The 17,830-nt window shown below is 54.6% G+C and carries 20 protein-coding genes; 6 read left to right on the top strand and 14 right to left on the bottom strand.

Going from position 1 to position 17,830, the window contains the following annotated elements; genetic code table 11:
• Positions 1–4 precede the first annotated feature (4 nt).
• Together ABD851_RS18070 and ABD851_RS15440 are read right to left on the bottom strand one after the other, a co-directional pair.
• A complete protein-coding gene (locus tag ABD851_RS18070; RefSeq protein ID WP_425549963.1) occupies positions 5–268 on the bottom strand; it encodes a DUF5615 family PIN-like protein in 264 nt (87 codons plus the stop codon).
• A 61-nt stretch (positions 269–329) separates the two neighbouring features.
• Positions 330–560: a DUF433 domain-containing protein gene (locus ABD851_RS15440; protein WP_344980926.1), complete on the bottom strand. Its 231-nt coding sequence runs from the start codon at positions 558–560 to the stop codon at positions 330–332.
• Positions 561–676: 116 nt separating this feature from the next.
• Between ABD851_RS15440 and ABD851_RS15445 the strand changes: the two genes are divergently transcribed.
• The 3 genes from ABD851_RS15445 (at position 677) to ABD851_RS15455 (ending at position 2,695) form a co-directional block, all read left to right on the top strand.
• Complete coding sequence (locus tag ABD851_RS15445; protein ID WP_344980928.1) at positions 677–1,276, top strand: MiaE family protein; 600 nt, start codon at positions 677–679, stop codon at positions 1,274–1,276.
• A 94-nt stretch (positions 1,277–1,370) separates the two neighbouring features.
• Entirely contained in the window at positions 1,371–2,198 is an 828-nt protein-coding gene (locus ABD851_RS15450; protein ID WP_344980930.1) for a methyltransferase, TIGR04325 family, read from the top strand.
• A 17-nt stretch (positions 2,199–2,215) separates the two neighbouring features.
• Positions 2,216–2,695 (top strand): NUDIX domain-containing protein, encoded by a 480-nt coding sequence (locus ABD851_RS15455; RefSeq protein ID WP_344980932.1) that lies wholly within the window; start codon positions 2,216–2,218, stop codon positions 2,693–2,695.
• A 10-nt stretch (positions 2,696–2,705) separates the two neighbouring features.
• On the opposite strand, the gene ABD851_RS15460 is transcribed toward ABD851_RS15455, so the two are convergent.
• The 3 genes from ABD851_RS15460 to ABD851_RS15470 form a co-directional block, all read right to left on the bottom strand.
• Positions 2,706–3,068, bottom strand: a complete 363-nt coding sequence (locus tag ABD851_RS15460) for a helix-turn-helix domain-containing protein (RefSeq protein WP_344980934.1) — start codon at positions 3,066–3,068, stop codon at positions 2,706–2,708.
• A gap of 19 nt (positions 3,069–3,087) precedes the next feature.
• A complete protein-coding gene (locus tag ABD851_RS15465) occupies positions 3,088–3,393 on the bottom strand; it encodes a type II toxin-antitoxin system HigB family toxin (RefSeq protein ID WP_344980936.1) in 306 nt (101 codons plus the stop codon).
• A 125-nt stretch (positions 3,394–3,518) separates the two neighbouring features.
• Positions 3,519–4,295, bottom strand: a complete 777-nt coding sequence (locus tag ABD851_RS15470; RefSeq protein WP_344980938.1) for a queuosine precursor transporter — start codon at positions 4,293–4,295, stop codon at positions 3,519–3,521.
• Between the two features lie 363 nt (positions 4,296–4,658).
• On the opposite strand from ABD851_RS15470, the gene ABD851_RS15475 reads away from it, so the two are divergent.
• Entirely contained in the window at positions 4,659–7,178 is a 2,520-nt protein-coding gene (locus ABD851_RS15475) for a YfhO family protein (protein ID WP_344980941.1), read from the top strand.
• 77 nt (positions 7,179–7,255) lie between these two features.
• Here ABD851_RS15475 and ABD851_RS15480 read toward each other — a convergent pair whose 3' ends face one another.
• From ABD851_RS15480 to ABD851_RS15510, 7 genes are all read right to left on the bottom strand, one after another.
• Positions 7,256–8,002, bottom strand: coding sequence for a glycosyltransferase family 2 protein (locus tag ABD851_RS15480; RefSeq protein ID WP_344980943.1), 747 nt, complete (start codon positions 8,000–8,002; stop codon positions 7,256–7,258).
• A 5-nt stretch (positions 8,003–8,007) separates the two neighbouring features.
• Positions 8,008–9,096, bottom strand: coding sequence for a DegT/DnrJ/EryC1/StrS family aminotransferase (locus ABD851_RS15485; protein WP_344980945.1), 1,089 nt, complete (start codon positions 9,094–9,096; stop codon positions 8,008–8,010).
• Positions 9,097–9,099: 3 nt separating this feature from the next.
• Positions 9,100–9,468 carry a sugar 3,4-ketoisomerase gene (locus tag ABD851_RS15490; protein ID WP_344980947.1) on the bottom strand — a complete coding sequence of 123 codons (369 nt, stop codon included), beginning with the start codon at positions 9,466–9,468 and terminating at the stop codon, positions 9,100–9,102.
• Positions 9,452–10,465 (bottom strand): hypothetical protein, encoded by a 1,014-nt coding sequence (locus ABD851_RS15495; RefSeq protein ID WP_344980950.1) that lies wholly within the window; start codon positions 10,463–10,465, stop codon positions 9,452–9,454. The genes ABD851_RS15490 and ABD851_RS15495 overlap by 17 nt, the downstream gene beginning before the upstream one ends.
• Positions 10,466–10,615: 150 nt before the next feature.
• The gene (locus ABD851_RS15500) at positions 10,616–11,572 is read right to left on the bottom strand and encodes a class I SAM-dependent methyltransferase (protein WP_344980952.1); all 957 of its coding nucleotides are present in this window, start codon (positions 11,570–11,572) and stop codon (positions 10,616–10,618) included.
• A 12-nt stretch (positions 11,573–11,584) separates the two neighbouring features.
• Positions 11,585–12,718: a glycosyltransferase family protein gene (locus ABD851_RS15505; protein ID WP_344980954.1), complete on the bottom strand. Its 1,134-nt coding sequence runs from the start codon at positions 12,716–12,718 to the stop codon at positions 11,585–11,587.
• Positions 12,719–12,724: 6 nt separating this feature from the next.
• Complete coding sequence (locus ABD851_RS15510; RefSeq protein ID WP_344980956.1) at positions 12,725–13,321, bottom strand: acyltransferase; 597 nt, start codon at positions 13,319–13,321, stop codon at positions 12,725–12,727.
• A 114-nt stretch (positions 13,322–13,435) separates the two neighbouring features.
• Between ABD851_RS15510 and ABD851_RS15515 the strand changes: the two genes are divergently transcribed.
• Positions 13,436–14,629, top strand: a complete 1,194-nt coding sequence (locus ABD851_RS15515) for a glycosyltransferase (RefSeq protein ID WP_344980958.1) — start codon at positions 13,436–13,438, stop codon at positions 14,627–14,629.
• Here the strand turns inward: ABD851_RS15515 and ABD851_RS15520 are convergent.
• Positions 14,599–15,474: an FkbM family methyltransferase gene (locus tag ABD851_RS15520; protein WP_344980960.1), complete on the bottom strand. Its 876-nt coding sequence runs from the start codon at positions 15,472–15,474 to the stop codon at positions 14,599–14,601. The two genes, ABD851_RS15515 and ABD851_RS15520, sit on opposite strands and share 31 nt — an antisense overlap.
• A gap of 73 nt (positions 15,475–15,547) precedes the next feature.
• On the opposite strand from ABD851_RS15520, the gene ABD851_RS15525 reads away from it, so the two are divergent.
• Positions 15,548–17,056 carry a lipopolysaccharide biosynthesis protein gene (locus ABD851_RS15525; protein WP_344980962.1) on the top strand — a complete coding sequence of 503 codons (1,509 nt, stop codon included), beginning with the start codon at positions 15,548–15,550 and terminating at the stop codon, positions 17,054–17,056.
• Here ABD851_RS15525 and ABD851_RS15530 read toward each other — a convergent pair.
• Complete coding sequence (locus tag ABD851_RS15530; protein ID WP_344980964.1) at positions 17,029–17,739, bottom strand: C40 family peptidase; 711 nt, start codon at positions 17,737–17,739, stop codon at positions 17,029–17,031. The genes ABD851_RS15525 and ABD851_RS15530 overlap by 28 nt on opposite strands.
• Between the last annotated feature and the right edge of the window lie 91 nt (positions 17,740–17,830).

Here is a 17,830-nt window from a genome sequence, read left to right on the forward strand (position 1 = left end):
GCAGTTATTCTCCGGTTATTTCAACATAAGGTTCTCCCTTACGAAGCAGTTCGACCACCACTTCCAGATGTCTTGAAAGTATTTCACGCATGCGGTTATTGGAACTATTTCCACAGGTTATCCAAATGATCTGGGGCGGACGACCCTGCAATTCAAGTAATCTTATAAAATCATCATCTTTATTCATGATAATGGCCCCTTCCGCACGAGCCTTGTCAAATATCTCACTCTCAATCCCAAAGCCCGTACAGATTGCGCTTTTACAGATTTAAAGGTCTGATTGATCCATGCAGCAATAGCGGGAGAAAGCTGGGCATCTATCCAGATATTCATGCAGCAATTACGGGGTGGTCAAACTTATGACTGGCATATTTAAGGGCGGCTTCGATATCCGCCTTTTCCAGGTCTGGCAATTCCTCTATTACTTCATCCTGTGTCAGGCCAGCTGCAAGCAGGTTGAGGATGTCTATCACTCGTATCCGCATGCCGCGGATGCAGGGCCTCCCTCCGCATTGCTGCGGGTCAATGGTAATTCGTTCCTGCCAACTGTTGCTTTTCATCTGTTGATATTCTTTTTTTAACGGTCAGGTAGCCGCGAAAGCTATGTCGAGACCTACCCAAAGATACTAAATTAACGTTTACAGGCCTTTCTCCCGTCAACCCTTACCTTTGCCCCATGTCGCAAAAAAACGCCATACTCGGTCTGAAGCTGCCCACCGATCCGCGTTGGGTTAACCTCGCCGCCATCTCGCTGGAAGATATCCTCACCGATCATGCCTATTGCGAGCAGAAAGCGGCAACTTCCTGTATTTCGCTGATCCAGGGCTACCCCGAAAAGGAGAAGCTCGTGACCGCGCTTGCCCCGGTGGTCACCGAAGAATGGGGGCATTTCCGGCAGGTGCTGGCGGAGCTGCAGAAGCGCGGCCTGCACCTGGGCAAGCAACGGAAGGACCAGTACGTAAACGCCCTCCTTTCCGCACAGACAAAGGGCGGCAGCGCAGAGGACCGGCTGCTCGACAAGCTGCTGATCTGCGCCCTCATCGAAGCCCGGAGCTGCGAGCGGTTCCGCCTGCTCAGCGAAGGGTTGGAAGACGAATATCTGCGGGAATTCTATCGTCGCTTTATGGTATCGGAAGCCGGACATTACCGGCTGTTCATCGACCTGGCCCATACCTATATCCCGGGCGAAAGGGTAAAGGCCCGCTGGCAGGAATGGCTGCAAACCGAAGCCGGTATCCTGCAGACTCTCGCGCTGCGGGGAGACAGGATGCATTAAAGGGAGGCAAAAGGTCAAAGAAGAAAGGTGAAGGGCATTTCAATCCGGTATTTTTTAATAAATTCAGCTTTTTTTATACCCTCAACCCTGTGTCATGGATATGCAGCAGCGGCGGGCCCGGCTGGAGAAAGCCTTTTTCCAGCGGTTCTCAGGCGGGAAGATCTACCCATCCTATACGGACGCTGCAGCGCGCTGCAGCCGGGGTCTTTATGAGAATACGGATATCCTGGAGATCGTAAAAACAAAGGCCCGGCAGTTCAGAACAGACCTCAACAACGGCACCCCCGTGAACATCAATATCGGCGTGCTGTCGCTTACCGATGCCATCTGCCGGATGGCCGGACGGCATCCCGGCAAAAGGCTCAGGATAATCGATTTTGGCGGCGGGGACGGGGGATATTATCTGTACGCCCGGAAGCTGATCCCGGAAAATATTTCCCTGCAATGGCAGGTGGTGGAAACGGAAAAAATGGTCGCCGCCATGCGGGAGTTTGAGACGGCGGAATTATCCTTCTCGGCTTCTCTGCAGGAAGCGGCGGAGAAGAGTGCTGGGAATACCGACATCATCTTCACCTCCTGCACGCTTCAGTATACTCCCGATCCCTGCCAAATGCTGGAAGCCCTGCTGGATATGAAAAGTAGCCTCATCCTGTTTAACCGGCAAAGCCTTTCCCTGGAAAATTTTGATGTTATTTCCATACAGGCCTCCCTGCTGAGCTGGCATGGATATGGTCCGCCCTCTACAGCGGGGTACCGGGAGCGGGTGATCCGGTATCCGCATACCAGCATCCGGCAGCAAAAGTTTGAAGAAATGATCGGCCGGAATTATCATACGCTCTATACTTTTGATGAGCCTTCCGGGACCAGGAAGGCCGGCAGGTACCGGACCATCGGAAAAAGCTATTGCTGCCTCCGGAAATGAAACAATCAACGTAAAAAATGGAATCCACATCACCTTCACCCGGCTATTATCCCTTTAACGTACGCGTATACGGCATCTGCATCAATGCGCAGCAGCAGGTCCTGGTCAGCGACGAATATATCAAGGGAGGATTTTATACCAAGTTCCCCGGCGGAGGTCTCGAATACGGGGAAGGCACCCGCGACTGCCTGAAGCGGGAATGGGCCGAGGAATTATTCCAGGAGGCGGAGATCGGAGAACACCTCTATACCACGGACTTCTTCCAGGAATCCGCCTTCGGGGACGGGCGGCAGATCATCTCCGTCTATTACCGGGTGAAGCCGGTCTCTCCTTTCGTACTGCCCTTTAAGGAAAAGCCCTTTGATTTTGATGAGCTCAGGGACCAGGCGGAAGTTTTCCGCTGGATCAACCGGGAAGATTTTTCAGCCCACTCCGTAACCCTGCCGATCGACAAAGTGGTGGCGGAGATCATAAAGGACATGGAATTTGAAATTTGAAATGCGCTGCCTAAGCGGTTTCCAATAAAAAATTGCCGTCTATGTTCAGCTTCTGATGGAGTTTTTTTACTATTCTGAGATTAAGCTTCCTTTTCCCGTTAATGATCTCACTCAGGGTAGAATTAGGTACTTCGAGTATCTGGGAAAGCTGTCCCTTATTCAGTTTGTTTTCATACATGTATTCTTCCAGAATGGAAGCAATGGTAGTCGTCACCGGCATGGGGTACTTTTCTTTCTCGTAGGCCTCAACAGCCAGAGAGATCACCCTTAATTGCTCGGTTTCAGTGGCTGTAAGATTACCAAAGCCTTTTTCTATAAACGCTTCGATCTTTGCAAGGGCCGTATGATATTGCCTGTTGGATGAGATTTTCATATTATGATCTCTTATAGTCTTATAAAGCGGTCAGCTTCTTTAACCTGGACAAGGCGTCATATTCTTTATGGGTTAAGATTGCTCTTATATACAGCGTCCTTATTGTAAAGTGTATCATTGCAATCAACCGAAAGTTATTCCCTCCGATATCGAACACATATCTGTCCTCCCCGATCGCATCCACTGTATTGAAAGTAGATTTAACGGAAGCAAAACTTTTCCAGTCTGCCTGAGAAGCTTTTTTAAACCAATCATTCAAGGGGCCGGCTGCCCCCGGATATTTCTTTACAAACTCGTGAATAGCTCCTTTTGTAATGATAACCATTGCAAATTTAGAAATTATTTCCGAATTTGGAAAATATTTACCAAAATACGAAAATGTTCATTCAAAGGATTGTCCGGGGCATTCAGCCTTTTAAAATTCCGCCTTTTTCCTTTCACCCTTCGTCCTTAACCTTTTTGCATCGCCGCCTCCTTCATCTTCAGCGCCGTCTCGGGTCCCACATACCGCTCGATACGGTGCTCCACGAGGTAGATCACCGGTGTCAGCACCACGGCCATGGTAAACTTATAGATATAGTTCACTACACAAATGGCCAGCACCTCCTTCCAGCTCCAGCCGCTGCCCAGCTTAAAGGCGATGAACAACACCAGGAAGCTGTCGAACAGCTGGGATATCACCGTTGAACCCGTCGCCCGCAGCCAGACAAAGCGGTGACCCGTCACCCGCTTGATCCGGTGAAAAACGAGCACATCCACCAGCTGCCCCACCAGGAAGGCTGTAAGACTGCCCACGATGATCCACATCCCCTGCCCGAAGATGCTCACAAAGGCAGCCTGCGAATCCGGCACGCCCCGCTGCTGGTTGCTGCTCAGCCAGAAATCGGCGCCCGGCACCCGGATGGCCAGAAAGAACATCACAAAGGCATAGGTGATCAGCGCCACGGCAATATAAGATATACGTCTTACCGCCTTGGGACCATAGTATTCGTTGACAATATCCGTCATCACAAACTCGAGGGGCCACAGCAATACCCCGCAGGTCAGGTTAAACGACAGGTCCGTCTGCCCGAACAGGGTAAGACGCGCGGGAGCCAGCCCGAACAGCTCCTCCAGTGAAAATATCTTCCCCCCGATACACTCCGCGATCAGGGCATTGGCTACAAAAAAGCAGGCAAAGAAAATAAACAGCTTCGTGGGCTTGTCCTTGAGTATATTGCCGATCATCGTATCAAAAAGTAAACAAGAGTGAGCACTAAAAAAAACAGGTTAACGGCCCATAAGGTTTTGCCGGCCTGCCTAAAAACGCTTTTTCCCGATCTGAGGGCCATAACGCCAAGCGCCAGGTTAACCAGCACATTCAGCGGGAGCGCCATGAGAAAACCCATCACCGCCACCGTCTTCACCGTCCAGTGATCTGCATAAGATCCCAGGGGCATTCTCTGTAACATCCACGCCGCTACGAAGCAGATATTGCAACAAAGCGCTACTTTTTCTAAAAAACGGATGGCTCCCATACCGAAAATGCCCCGAAAGTAATACATTTAGGCCGGAAATAATACGCATTAAACCAATCCTAACCCCGATAATATGTCCGTAAACTGGAAAAAATCAGTCTTACCCCATATTCTGGCCGTACTTATCTTTATCGTACTCGGTTTTATCTATTGCAGCCCGGTTCTGCAAGGCAATACCCTCCACCAGAGCGATATGACACAGGTACAGGGAATGATGAAGGAAGCCAGGGATTTCTATGACCGGACCGGGGAACGTCCGCTCTGGACCAACAGCATGTTCAGCGGTATGCCCTCCTTTGTGATCTATACCGGGCCTACCGCCAACCAGCTGGGTTGGGTGAACCGGCTCACTACTCTGTTCCTCCCCCAGCCGGTCAACATGCTCTTTATCGCCATGCTCGGCATCTATTTCCTGCTGTGTGTGCTGGGGTTCAACTACTGGGTACGTATATTCGGCGCCGTAGCCTACGGTTTCTCCTCTTACAACCTGATCCTGATGGTCACCGGTCATATCACCAAGATGATGTGCATGGCCTGGATGGCCCCGGTTTTTGCCGGCATCATATTGGTGTACCGGGGCAGGCACCTGCTCGGGGGAGCGATCACAGCCCTGTCCGCGGGGCTGCTGATCTATAACAACCACCTGCAGGTGATCTACTATACGCTCATCATGATCGGCTGCCTGGTGGTCGGTGAGCTGGTGTACAGTATAAAAGAGAAGACCCTGCCCCGCTTCTTGATCGCTTCGGTAGTGCTGCTGATCGCCGGTATCCTTGCCGTGCTGCCGGCATCGGACAACCTGCTGATCACCCAGGAGTATGCGAAATACTCGATCCGTGGCAGCCAGTCCGAGCTGACCCTGCAGAACACCACCAACCAAAGCTTTGAAAAAGGGGGACTGGACATCGACTATGCCTACCAGTGGAGCATGGGCAAGCTGGAGACCTTTTCCATCCTCGTGCCCAATGTATATGGCACCGCTTCCGTATCTCCGGAATTTGTCAGCAATTCCGAGACCAAAGCGAAGCTGCTTTCCTTAGGTGTGCCGCCTCAGCAGGCCGACGCTGTAGCGGGACAGTTTGCAGGGTGGCTTTACTGGGGGCCGCAGCCGGGGACCTCGCAGGTCTATTTCGGGGTCGTCGTCTGCTTCCTTTTCATTTTGTCGTTGTTCCTGATCCGCAGCCGGCACAAATGGTGGCTGCTGGCCGTCACGGTGATCGGTATCGTGATGTCCTGGGGAAGAAATTTTGCCGGGATAAACGACTTTTTATTTTACCATCTTCCCTTCTATAACAAGTTCCGCGCTCCCTCCATGAGCCTGATCCTGCCCCAGCTCACCTTTGTATGGCTGGCCGGGTGGGCATTGCAGGAGCTGGTTACCGGAAATACCGATCAGAAAAAGGCCTGGGAGGCTATAAAAAAATCGCTGTATATCACCGGCGGGATCATCATCCTGCTGATGATCATCCCCGGCAGCCTAATGGACTACAGCGGCCCAAACGACAGTATGCTCCAAGGTCCGCAGGCTCAGCTCTTGGGCGCCCTCCGGAGCGACAGGGCTTCGCTGCTGCAGCACGATGCCTTCCGTTCGCTGATCCTGGTGCTGATCTTCGCCGCCCTGCTCTGGGCCTTTGTCAAACAAAAGATTAAAACCACGCCGTTCTTTGTGATACTCGGCGTTGTCCTGCTCTTCGATCTTTTCCAGGTGGACAAGCGCTTTCTCAATAACGACAGCTTCGTTCCTGCCGAGGAACCTGCCATGCCCGCGCCTTCTGCCGCCGACCAGCAGATCCTGCAGGATAAAACGCCCTATTACCGGACGCTGAATCTGGCTACTTCCCCATCCAATATCTTCAACGGGGATGCGCTTACCTCCTATTATCACAAATCCGTCGGCGGCTACAGCCCGGCCAAGCTCTGGCGTTACCAGGATCTGATCGACTACCAGCTGACTCCCGAAATACAACGGATCATCTCCAGCCTGCAAGGCAAGCAAAGCCTCGACAGTGCGGCAATGGCCGCCTTCCAGAGCTCGCCGGTGCTGAACATGCTCAACACGCGTTACTTTATCGTTAACCCCGGCGCCCCGCCGGTACGCAACAATGCAGCGCTGGGAAATGCCTGGTTTGTAAAGGGCGTGCGCTGGGCCCCGGATGCCAACAGCGAAATGCGGGCGCTCTCCAACCTCGACGTACAGGATAGCGCCGTCATCGACCAGCGTTTACGGTCACAGGTAGGCACGGTTGCCGCCGCCGACAGCGCTGCCCATATTCAACTCACCCAATACGGCCTCAATGCCCTGAAATATGCATCCGAAAATACGGCGGAAGGGTTGGCGGTATTTTCCGACATCTACTACCCGGCCGGCTGGAAGGCTTTTATCGACGGAAAGGAAACGCCTATTCTCCGGGTAAACTATGCCCTGCGGGGGCTAAAGATCCCGGCGGGAAAACACCAGATCGAATTCAGGTTCCACCCCGATACCTTCTTCACCGGGCAGAAGATCGCCGGCTTCTCCTCCGTGCTGCTGATCCTGCTGGTAATCGGCGGGCTTGTAGCCGAGGGGGTGCGGAGGCAACGGGCCAAAGTCTAAGGTTTAACGTCTAAAAGTTTAAAGTTTTACCCCAGGCAAATTAACCTTAGACCCTGGACGTTAAACCTTAAACAATTTCAATACTTCTTTGAAAAGATATATCGCGCGACGATGAACAGGTGGGTAAAGAAATTGGGCAGGACGCCGTAATGTTTCTGTAAGATACGATACCGCTCCTTCCAGGCCAGCCGCTGCCGTTGCTTGGAAGTGCCGCCGGTACGGAACCGGGTAACGGTCAAATGGGTATTGCAGGCGCTGCGACACTGCTTCAGACAGCGGATCATCCAGTCCACATCCGCACACACCTTATACCGGAGATCATAGGCCGCCGCAAGCGACCGCCTGATCAGAAAGCCCTGGTGGGAAACCACCATACCGGTACGAAGGCTTTTCCAGCTCAACCGCTCCGGCACCCGCTGCGGCGTTTGCTCCGACCGCAGGCCCAGCTCCCTGTCCTGCTCATCCACAAAAAGCACTTCCCCGTAATAAGCATCCGCATCGGGACAGGCAGCGATCATCCCGCGCAGCACCCCGGCATCGTAAAAGGTATCGTCGGCGTTCAGGAAAAAAACATAATCGCCCGTGGCCAGCCGGAGCCCTTTGTTCATCGCATCATAAAGCCCCCGGTCCTTTTCGGAGAGCAGCCGGCTTATCACGCTGCCATAGCTGCGTATGACCGTTACCGTATCGTCCGTAGATCCTCCATCCACCACGATGTATTCGATCCGGGGATAATCCTGCTGCCGGACGCTTTCGATCGTCCGCGCAATATGCTTTTCAGCATTAAAACAAACGGTGATGACGCTGATCAGGGGAAAATCCATCCGTTTTAAAATTTATTCATGACCTCCACAACACGGTATATATCTTCCTCGCTGTGTGCATAGGAACAGGGCAGGCTTAAGGTGGTCCGGTGTATCTCTTCGGAAACAGGATAAGATTGGTCCGCTATAATACCCTGCATGGCCTTTTGCCGGTGCGGCGGTATGGGATAATGGATGTCGGCGCCGATCTCATGCTCCAGCAGGTATTTTTTCAACGCATCGCGACGGGGATGCCGGACATTGAAGATATGATACACATCAAAATAATCGGGATCCACCTGCGGCTTGATGAAGTCGTCCTTCAGCTGCTCCAGGTAAATGCCGGCCAGGGTCCGTTTATGCCTATTGATGGCTTCCAGGTAAGGCAGCTTCACCGACAGGAAGGCCGCCTGTACTTCGTCCAGCCGGGAGTTAAAGCCCGGCAGCTCATTGTAATATTTGACATCCGAACCGTAATTCCGCAGACGCCGCAGCGTAGCGGCCAGCGCATCATCTTCGCAGAGCACGGCCCCCGCATCCCCCAGCGCGCCGAGGTTCTTGGTAGGATAAAAGCTAAAGGCGCCGAAATCCCCGAAGGTACCCGAGAGCCGGCCTTTGAAGCGGGCCCCGTGCGACTGCGCACAGTCTTCTATCAGCCGCAGGTCGTACTGCTCGCAGAGCGCGCCGATCTTATCCATGGCGCAGCATTTCCCGTAGAGGTGCACTACCATTACGGCGCGGGTGCGGGGAGTGATGGCTTCCACGATCCTGTCGGGGTCGATGTTATAAGTGCTGATATCCGGCTCTACCAGCACAGGCCGGAGCCCGCACTGTACAATAGCCAGTATGGTGGCGATATAGGTATTGGAAGGCACGATCACCTCGGAGGTACCGCGCTCGAAACCGAAGGCCTCCAGCGAAAGCTGCAGGGCTTCCAGACCATTGGCCACGCCGACGCAATGTTTCGCATGATGATAGGCGGCATAGGCTTCTTCGAAACGTTTTACTTCGTTTCCCAGGATATACCAACCCCCTTCGAGCACCGCATCAAACCGGGCTTTGTAATCGGCAAAGAAACGCTGGTTGACCAGCCGCAGATTTTCGTAGGGGATCATAGCCTAATGATGATACGGTTCAAAGATATAATCCGCCGGGTCAAAAACCGTCGAAGCCATCACCAGCAATACGGCATCCGGCGTAAAGTCATGCATGGTATGCCAGTCTTCCGGCTGCAGGATCAGGCATTTACCGGGATGGTCTAACACAAAATCCTCCTGCTGGCTGCCATTGTCGTTGGAGACGATACAGCTGCCGTGCACGCAGATGGCCGCCTGTATTGTGCTATGATGCCGGTGGCCGCCCCGCACGGATTTATCCACACCATAAATATAAAAGATCCGCTTTACCGGGAAAGGGATATCCTTCTCTATCACGGTAAGACTTCCCCGCTTATCGCTGTGCGTGGTCAGGTCAATGATATGGGCCATGATCTGCGTACTGTTTTACGAAATCGTCAAGATAATAAATATGGTATACGCCCTTCAGCTTTCGCAGCAGACTCACCAGCGCAGGCTTCAGCCCCGATGGCGGAGGAGCGGCCCCATGTGGATCAAAGGTATTATCGAGCGTCTGGATGCGACGTTTGCTTTCTTCAAGCTCTTTGAGGTAAGGCTGGTAAAAACAGGCCTTCACCGCCTCGCTCAGCTGCCGGCGGCCCAGCTCTATACGCCCGTCGGTTAAGAACCGCAGGTAATGGAAATGATAAAATACGGGCAAAAAGGTATGCCCCGTTTTCCGCTCCGTGCAGACGAGCCCTTCAGGACCTTCTCTGACATCGTACTGCTGGATATTCCAGGCGGCCAGCCCTCCTCCGAGGTGCTGCAGCACCCACACGTTCTTGAACCGTTCCGGCCAGTCGTCCAGGTATTTCTGATCCCCGAACTTACCCTCCTCCTGCCGGGCATAGCACCATTCGATACAACGGTCCCTCCACCATTGCAATGTCTTCAGTCCGTAAGCATCATTTTTAAAGGTGATGAACTGCACGCAGTAGATGCCGGCCTTTACCGCCTTTTCGTACTGCGGGGAATAGCGGTGTTCGGTGATCAGCACCGAATGATCGCCCATTTCTTCAAGCAGGACCACCGGATCGCGGTAAAAATACAGGTCGGCGTCGATATAGGTGCAATGGGGAAGACCGAACCGCTGCAGGCAATATAAAATGGTGGAGGAAGAGCAGGTCCAGCAATATTCCGCCCGGCTCCGGAGGGGCTTTACGGACAGCAGCTCCTCGTCTTCAAACTCCCGCAGCGACACTACCGTTACCGCCGGCAGCGAAAGCTGCTTTAATATCTTTTCGCAACGGTCGTCAAAAGCAAAGATATAGAGATGAAAATCCGCTCCGGTGGCTGCCAGGGACCGGTACATGGTCAGCCCGCGGGACAGGTAATAACTATCAAATAAGGTACAGAAATAGCTTTTCATCCGTTCATTTTTGTGCCTTTTACCCTTCACCTTTGACCTCTTACCTTTCACCTTTTAAAAAATGCCCTTCACTTCTTTCCCCCTTTAGGGAGCCAAGATTCCCCTCTGACCTCTGACCTCTGACCTTTCACCCTTCACCTCTTTCCCCCTTTAGGGGGTTTTACGTTTCACCTTCCTCCAGACATGCGGCAGAAAGCGGAGGTTCAGCAGGGAGCGGCGGACCGCTTTGGCCGCATGGTCTTTTATCTCTTCCAGCAGCGGATCGGAAAAATCCTGCCGCGCCTGCTGCATGAGTTCCAGCGCCAGCCCGTACTCCTCGTTCAGCAAGGCTACAGCGCCCCCCAGCAGGTAGTCCCGCAGCGTAATTCCTTCCCGCCGTTCAAAGGTGTTCAGGTAGACCAGCTCTCCCCATCCGGCGGTTTTTTTGTGCGTCGCCGCCATCAGCTTTTGCATCAGCGAATTCCCCGAGAGCATGGCAAGCGCTGCCGGGGATATCCGGGAGGGACCCTTTACCGTAAAGCGGCTCAGGAAAAAAGGATGCGTATCCATAAACGCCAGCACCTGGTGCAGCTTGTCTTCTTCCATGTAAGCATCCATGATGCCGGGTTCGAACTCGGCAATTTTTACGCCCCGGATCAGGGCATCGCCGAGCGAACGGAAGATGCGCAGGTCAAGCCCCTGGGAGTCCGTCTTGAACCAGTCCACATAGGTGATCTGTAATTCGGCCAGGATATCCGTCAGCTTTCTGACGGGAAGCCGCAGTTGCTTTTCCACCTCAAACTTCCGGGCAAAATCGTAAGGCGCCAGCCGGTCTGCCCGCGGGCTGAGAAAGCTGGAGCAGAACGGGGAGGCGGTCAGGTAAAAAGGATGCGCGTTGTCATTGAGATCGGACACGATGCAATTGAACACATGCAGCTTTTTGTAATTTCCGGTCTCCCGGGTGATGTACCGGTATTCTCTTTCATCGGGATCAAAGGCGATACAGATACTGTACCGCGCTATCTTTTTCCAGCGGAAATGTATCTCTCCCGAAGCGCCGATATCCAGCAGCACAGGGGGCTGCTGCTGCAGTTCGGGTCGGGAAAATATTTTATCGATAAGCTGCATCTCCGGTCTTTGTCAGTAAAGCAATTTTTTTACATACCCGTCAAAATGCCGGACCCGGCCGTAAAAGGAAAAGTTCTCCTCCACTTTTTTTCTGGCCGCGTCGGCGATCTTCCGGCGTTCCGCCTCGTGCTGCATCAGGTAACGCACTTTTTCCACTGCCTCTTCCCGGTTGCTGAAGGTAACGATTTCGCGGTCCGGTGTAAAGTATTCCCGGATATTGGGCTTGTCGTCGGTAAGCAGGCAGGCGCCGGAGCCGGTAGCTTCGATCAGCCGCATATTGCCGGCCTCATGGACCTGGTCTCCGTGGACGTTCACCGTAACGGCGGAGCGGTTAAAGATGCCGTACATGTCCAGTCCGTAAGCAGCCCCCCGGCTCACCCGCTCCAGGCCGCGGATGGCGGGCCAGTCGCCCACCGACGCCTTGCGGTAATAATGTGCGCGGCGCTTCAGCGCCATGAGGCGGTTGCTGAAATTGGATATCCAAAGCTCCGCCCCCGCTTTACGATAGAGGGCATAAAGGGTCCTCAGCCGCAGGGTATGGATGTCCGGGATGATGTTGCCGACGAAGGTAACCCCATAGGGAGGACCGGCATTCCCGATCCGTTCTGTCAGGCTGGTCTCAAACCCGAAAGGAAGCAGCTCGCTGGAGGTTCCATGCCGGAGATGCCGCTGCCGGATATCCTCCACGCAGGTCAGCACCAGGCTGCAGCCCTGAAAGCGGCGCGTATCCGAACGGATATAGCCGTCCCACGCGATAAAATGCCGGATAAAGGGAAACTGCTTTTTCAGCTGGTCCCGGAAGGCCGGGTTGAAATAGCGGTCGTCGTCCTCAAAGATGATCTCCGGCCGGAAAGCGTCGATCTGCGCCCGCAGGATCGCCACATCCGGACTGCCGGTATGATAAGGCACTCCGTGTTTTTCGGCCCATTTCTTCTGCAGCACCGGATGGTTTACATATACTTCTTCCACTTCGTATCCCGGCAGCCGGTGCAGGTTGAGCTTCCACAGCCCCACCTCCGCATAGGCATCCCATTCCAGGGCTTTTACCTGCTCCTCATAGCCGGCCGGCAGCAGCCCGGGATGCCGCTGGTAAAAATAATCCAGGTATTTTTTACTGATGGTGGTGGCTCTGAGTATCCGGGGCATAGTACGTTATTCTGAAAGCGCGGGGGTAATGCAAACGACGCCCTGATCGGTAAGCCGGTATTCCTGACTGCTCTCGGGGCAGACGGCTTTGTTGTCGCCGTCGAAATGCAGACGGTGCCCGAAAGCGCTCATCCACCCGGTTTGCCGGGCGGGGTTGCCGACGACCAGGGCATAGGCCGGTACGGCTTTGGTGACCACGGCGCCGGCGCCGATAAAGGCATATTCGCCGATATCATGTCCGCAGACGATGGTGGCATTGGCCCCGATGCTGGCCCCCTTGCCGACACGGGTGCGCAGATACTGCCCCCGGCGGTTTACGGCGCTGCGCGGGTTCATGACGTTGGTAAAGACCATGGAGGGCCCCAGGAATACGTCGTCCTCGCAGATCACGCCGGTATAGATAGAAACGTTGTTCTGTACCTTTACATTTTTACCAAGCACTACCTCGGGCGATACCACTACGTTCTGCCCGATATTGCAGCCATCCCCTATCCGGCAGCCGCCCATGATATGACTGAAATGCCATATTTTTACTCCTTTTCCGATCTCGCAGCCCTCGTCGATAATGGCGCTGGGATGTGCATAGAATGTCGGTTCCGTCATCGTTTATGTTTGGTTAAAAATGACAACAAAAGTATCAATTTTGCCTATCCCGGCCTAATCAGCCCGCGCCGGCAGGCGGAACGCGCGCCGGCCCGCAGCCGGGAACATCCTGTTATGAAGATATTATTCCTTGCCAGCTATTTTCCCAACCGGGTCCGGTTTGCCGGTCCTTTTATCAAAAATCATGCAAGGGTGGCCGGCCGGGTGGCGGAGGTTTCCGTGCTGACCATCGACCGGGACGACAGCGCGCACATGAAACCCTACGAGCTGGTCTATACGCTGGAGGAAGGATTGCCCACCGTACGGGTGTATTACCGGCACCGCTGCCTTAACCTGCCCCTGCTCCGGAGCCTGATCCGGTTCTCACGTTTCTTCCGGGGGCTCCGCGCCGGGTACCGGATGCTCCGGGAAAAAAGCGGTCATTTCGACCTGGTACACCTCAATGTGGTGGAGCAGACGGGTCTGTTCGCCCTCTGGCTGAGCCTTACCCGGGGACTGCCCTATGTGGTCACCGAGCATTCTTCTGTTTATGTGCCGGAGGACTTCCGCAGACAGTCCCGGTTCAAACGGCTTTTTCACCGGATCTGTCTGCGCCGTGCACGGGAGATATCAGTGGTCAGCCGCTACCTGCAAAACTGCCTGCGGGAGCTGAACCTTGCAGAGCGCTGCCGGGTGGTCCCCAATGTGGTGGACACCCGCCGCTTCTTCCCGGGGGAACCGAGACCTCCCGGAGGACGGGCGCGGCTGCTGCACGTCTCTAACCTGAAGCCGCTGAAAGGCGTGGAACAGATCCTCCGGACTCTGCCCCTGCTTACAGCGGCGGGTCGCGATACGGAGCTGCATATCCTCGGGGAATCGGAAGAGTATGAAAAGGAGCTGCGCGGGCTGAGCGGCGACCTCGGCCTGGGAGAACGCGTTTTCTTTCACGGTCAGCAGCCTGCGGAAGCGGTGGCCGCCCGGATGCGGGAGAGTCATATGCTGGTGTTGAACAGCGCCTTTGAGACCTTCGGCGTCGTCATTACCGAAGCGCTGGCTTGCGGCATCCCTGTTGTTGCGCCGGCTACGGGCGCCATACCCGAACAGCTGCAGGAAGGACGGGGGTTCTTGCTGCGGGAGCGCAGCGCAGAAGCCATCTGCAGCGCGATCTGTCATGTGCTGGATCACTATGCGGATTACGATCCCCAGGTATTGCGCCGGTATGTGCAGGCGCATTTTTCGGAGGAGGCAGTGGAGCAGGCCTTCAGGGCGCTGTATGCCTCAGCCCTGACGCCACCGGCTCAGGAGGGCACGCACCAGATATCAAACTGACAGTGATCCAGGTCGGTATCCGCGGTGATCGCCGCGCCGGTCTGCGCGGACCGGATCTGGTAGCCATAAGGCGTAAGAAAGGCGATGATATCACGGGCCCGGAAGCCATGCGCCTTCAGGTTATCGTCCACCAGCTCGATGAACAGGCGGGGACGAAACCGGCGCAGGGTGGCCTCCCCTCCGCGCAGCACAAACAGCTCAAAGCCTTCCACATCTATCTTGATCAGGTCTACCCGGTCCAGCTCCTGGGCCAGCACAAAGTCATCCAGCTTTTCGGTGTCCACCCGCAGGCTCCCTGGCGCTTCCCCTTCCGGCAGAATCCGGTTCATCCCGGTGTTCCGCTCATCCGGCACCGCCATGCTGAAGCTGCCCTTCCGGTCGGAAAGGCCCAGGTTAAAAAGAGAGATGCATGAGAAGGGGTTCAGCTCCACATTTCGCTTTAGCTTATTAAAGGTAACCGGGTGAGGCTCAAAGCCGTATACGCGTCCATTTTTTCCTGTCCTGCGGGCAAAATTCAGCAGCACCTCGCCAAGGTTACTACCGATATCCAGCACCGTATCTCCTTCCTGAACTTCGCGGTACAGGGTTTCCTTGGCCGGGTCGGTACTGCCAAAATAGATACCGTGGTCCAGATGCTGCCGCAGGTCCAGTTCATAAACGATCCCCCCGCGCTCGGCCATACGGCGGGTAGCCTTTTTATAATCCCAGTGCTTGGGCGCTATCTTGCGTACGATCAGGTCCCGGAAGGGAGAGCGGCGCAGCGGTGTGCTCGCCAGGAGCTTCTCCAGCAGGGGAAGTCTGAACAGCTTGTTGACCAGGGCGGCGGGCGCGGATCTGCGGGGCATAGTACGGGATTGTTTAGGGAACAAAGATGCAAAAATAGTACTTTTGGCAGGTCCAAAACCGCGAATACACCAGATGGGTATTGTCAGGCAACAAAGTATACGCTCTTCCATTTTTATCTATATCGGATTTGCCGTCGGCGCCTTTAACCTGCTGGTGCTCTTTACCCGCTACCTTACCCCGGAACAGTACGGAATGCTGAACCTGGTGCTGAACTTTGCGGTGCTGGCCTCCTCCATTGCCACGCTGGGAACGGTGCCGGTCATCAACAAGTTCTTTCCTTTTTACAACGACTATCTTTCCCCGAAAAAAAACGACCTGCCTTTTCTCACTGCCGTCATCTGCGGGATCGGCTTTTTGCTCTTTGTCCTGGCGAGCGTGCTGTTTGAGGGGCTGATCATCCGCAAGTTCGGAAAGAACTCGGCCCTGTTTGTGCAATATTATTACCTGGTGTACCCCACCACTTTCTTCCTGTTGCTGTTCACCCTGCTGGAAAGCTTTGCCTGGGGTATCCGGAAAACGGTGCTGAGCAATTTTCTGCGGGAGACTGCCGTAAAGGTATACCCCATGATGATCATCCTGCTGGTGGCGCTGGGGTGGATATCGTTTGGCCAGTTTGCATTCCTGTACAGCCTGCTGTACGTGATCCCCTGCCTTGTCCTGCTGTTTTACCTGGCCGGGACCGGCCGTTTCAAGATACATCCAAGCATCAGTCATGTTACCCGCCGCCTGCGGGGGAAAATGCTGATCTTCAGCGCCTATATCTTCAGCGGCAGCATCTTTAACAGTCTTTCCAAAACACTGGAGCAGCTGTTTATCGCCAGCATCAACGGGCTGGGCGACACCGCCCGGTACACCCTGGCGGATTATATCATCCGGGTCATGGAGGTGCCTCAGCGCAGCATGGCGGCCATTACCACGCCCCTGCTGGCGGCGCATTGGAAAAACAAGGCCTATGGGGAGATCCGTACGCTTTATCAGAAATCGGCGGTCACCCTGCTGATCTTCGGCATCTTTATCTTGGGGCTCATCTGGACCAATGTAGGCAATCTCCTGCTGTTCCTGCCCCGCGATTTCTCGCGCCCGGCCATCCGGCAGGTCATCCTCATCCTGGGTATCGGAAAGCTGGTGGACCTGGCCACGGGGATCAACAACCAGCTGATCCAAACCTCCAACTACTGGCGTTTTGATTTCTTCAGCAACATTACCTTTATCCTGCTCTCCATTCCGCTGAACTTTGTCCTGGTGCACCGTTTCGGCATCATCGGGGCATCGCTTACGATCAGCTTTACGCTGATCCTGTTCAACCTGATGCGTTTCTGCTTTATCTGGTGGAAGTTCCGGTTCCAGCCTTTTACAGGCAAAACCCTGCTGGTGCTGGCCTGGGGAGTGGTGGCCTATGGAGCCAGCCGGCTGTTCCCCTATCTGGGAAATCTCTATGTGGACACCCTGGTGCGGTCGCTCGTATTCGGACCGGTCTTTGCCTTTGGCATCCTTCGCTGGAATGCATCGGATGACGTGACGCAGCTATGGCAGAAATGGAAAAACAAGCTGCTTCATTCGGGTTCTCCGCCCGCCACATAATAGCGGTGCCAGTAGGGATCGCTCAGGTCGCTGATGGTAACACCGGCGCTGAGGGAGGCATGTACGAATTTGTTGTTCTTCAGATACACCCCCACGTGTGAAATACGACGGCTGCGGATGCGGAAAAACACCAGGTCGCCTTCCTGCAAGTGGCTGGCTTTCTTGATCTTTTTGGAATCCTGATACTGCTCGCTGGCGGTGCGGGGAATGGATGCCAGTCCGAAAACGGCTGCGTAGAGGGATTGTACAAAAGCCGAGCAGTCGATGCCCCGGCGTGTTTCCCCGCCGTAGCGATAGGGCGTTCCCCACCAGTCGTCGATAAAGTTGTAGAGCGATATATTGTCGATATCGGTAGCCGATACCCCGAGGAGCTGGGAGTATTTGGTGCGTACGGCGAGAGAGGTGGCCAGTCCGCTGTTCATCTCGGGCGGCAAAGCGGGGGAATGGTAGGCGCCGCCGCGGTGGCGGCTCGATTTCCCGTCGCGCTGCAGGTCTATATCATCGAGAAAAGTAAGCGATTCGTTATCCTTATCGGAAGCCGTCTGGGCGGAGGCTTCGTTTCCCTCCCTGCCGGCAGGATGAGGGTTGCCGGAGGACACCATTTTCCGGACGGAAGAGCAGGACGTAAGCGCCAGCGCAACAGCAATAAGGCCATTTGCGGCAGTACGCCAGTGTTTGATCATCGTGTGTGCGGGTTAGTAGTGTGGCAAATATAAGTCAAAATGGCTAATCCTGAAAGCGTTATGTAAACAGCCACGGCAGACCGGAAGCCTT

This window comes from Compostibacter hankyongensis (assembly GCF_039541075.1).
Classification (GTDB): Bacteria; Bacteroidota; Bacteroidia; order Chitinophagales; family Chitinophagaceae; genus Compostibacter; species Compostibacter hankyongensis.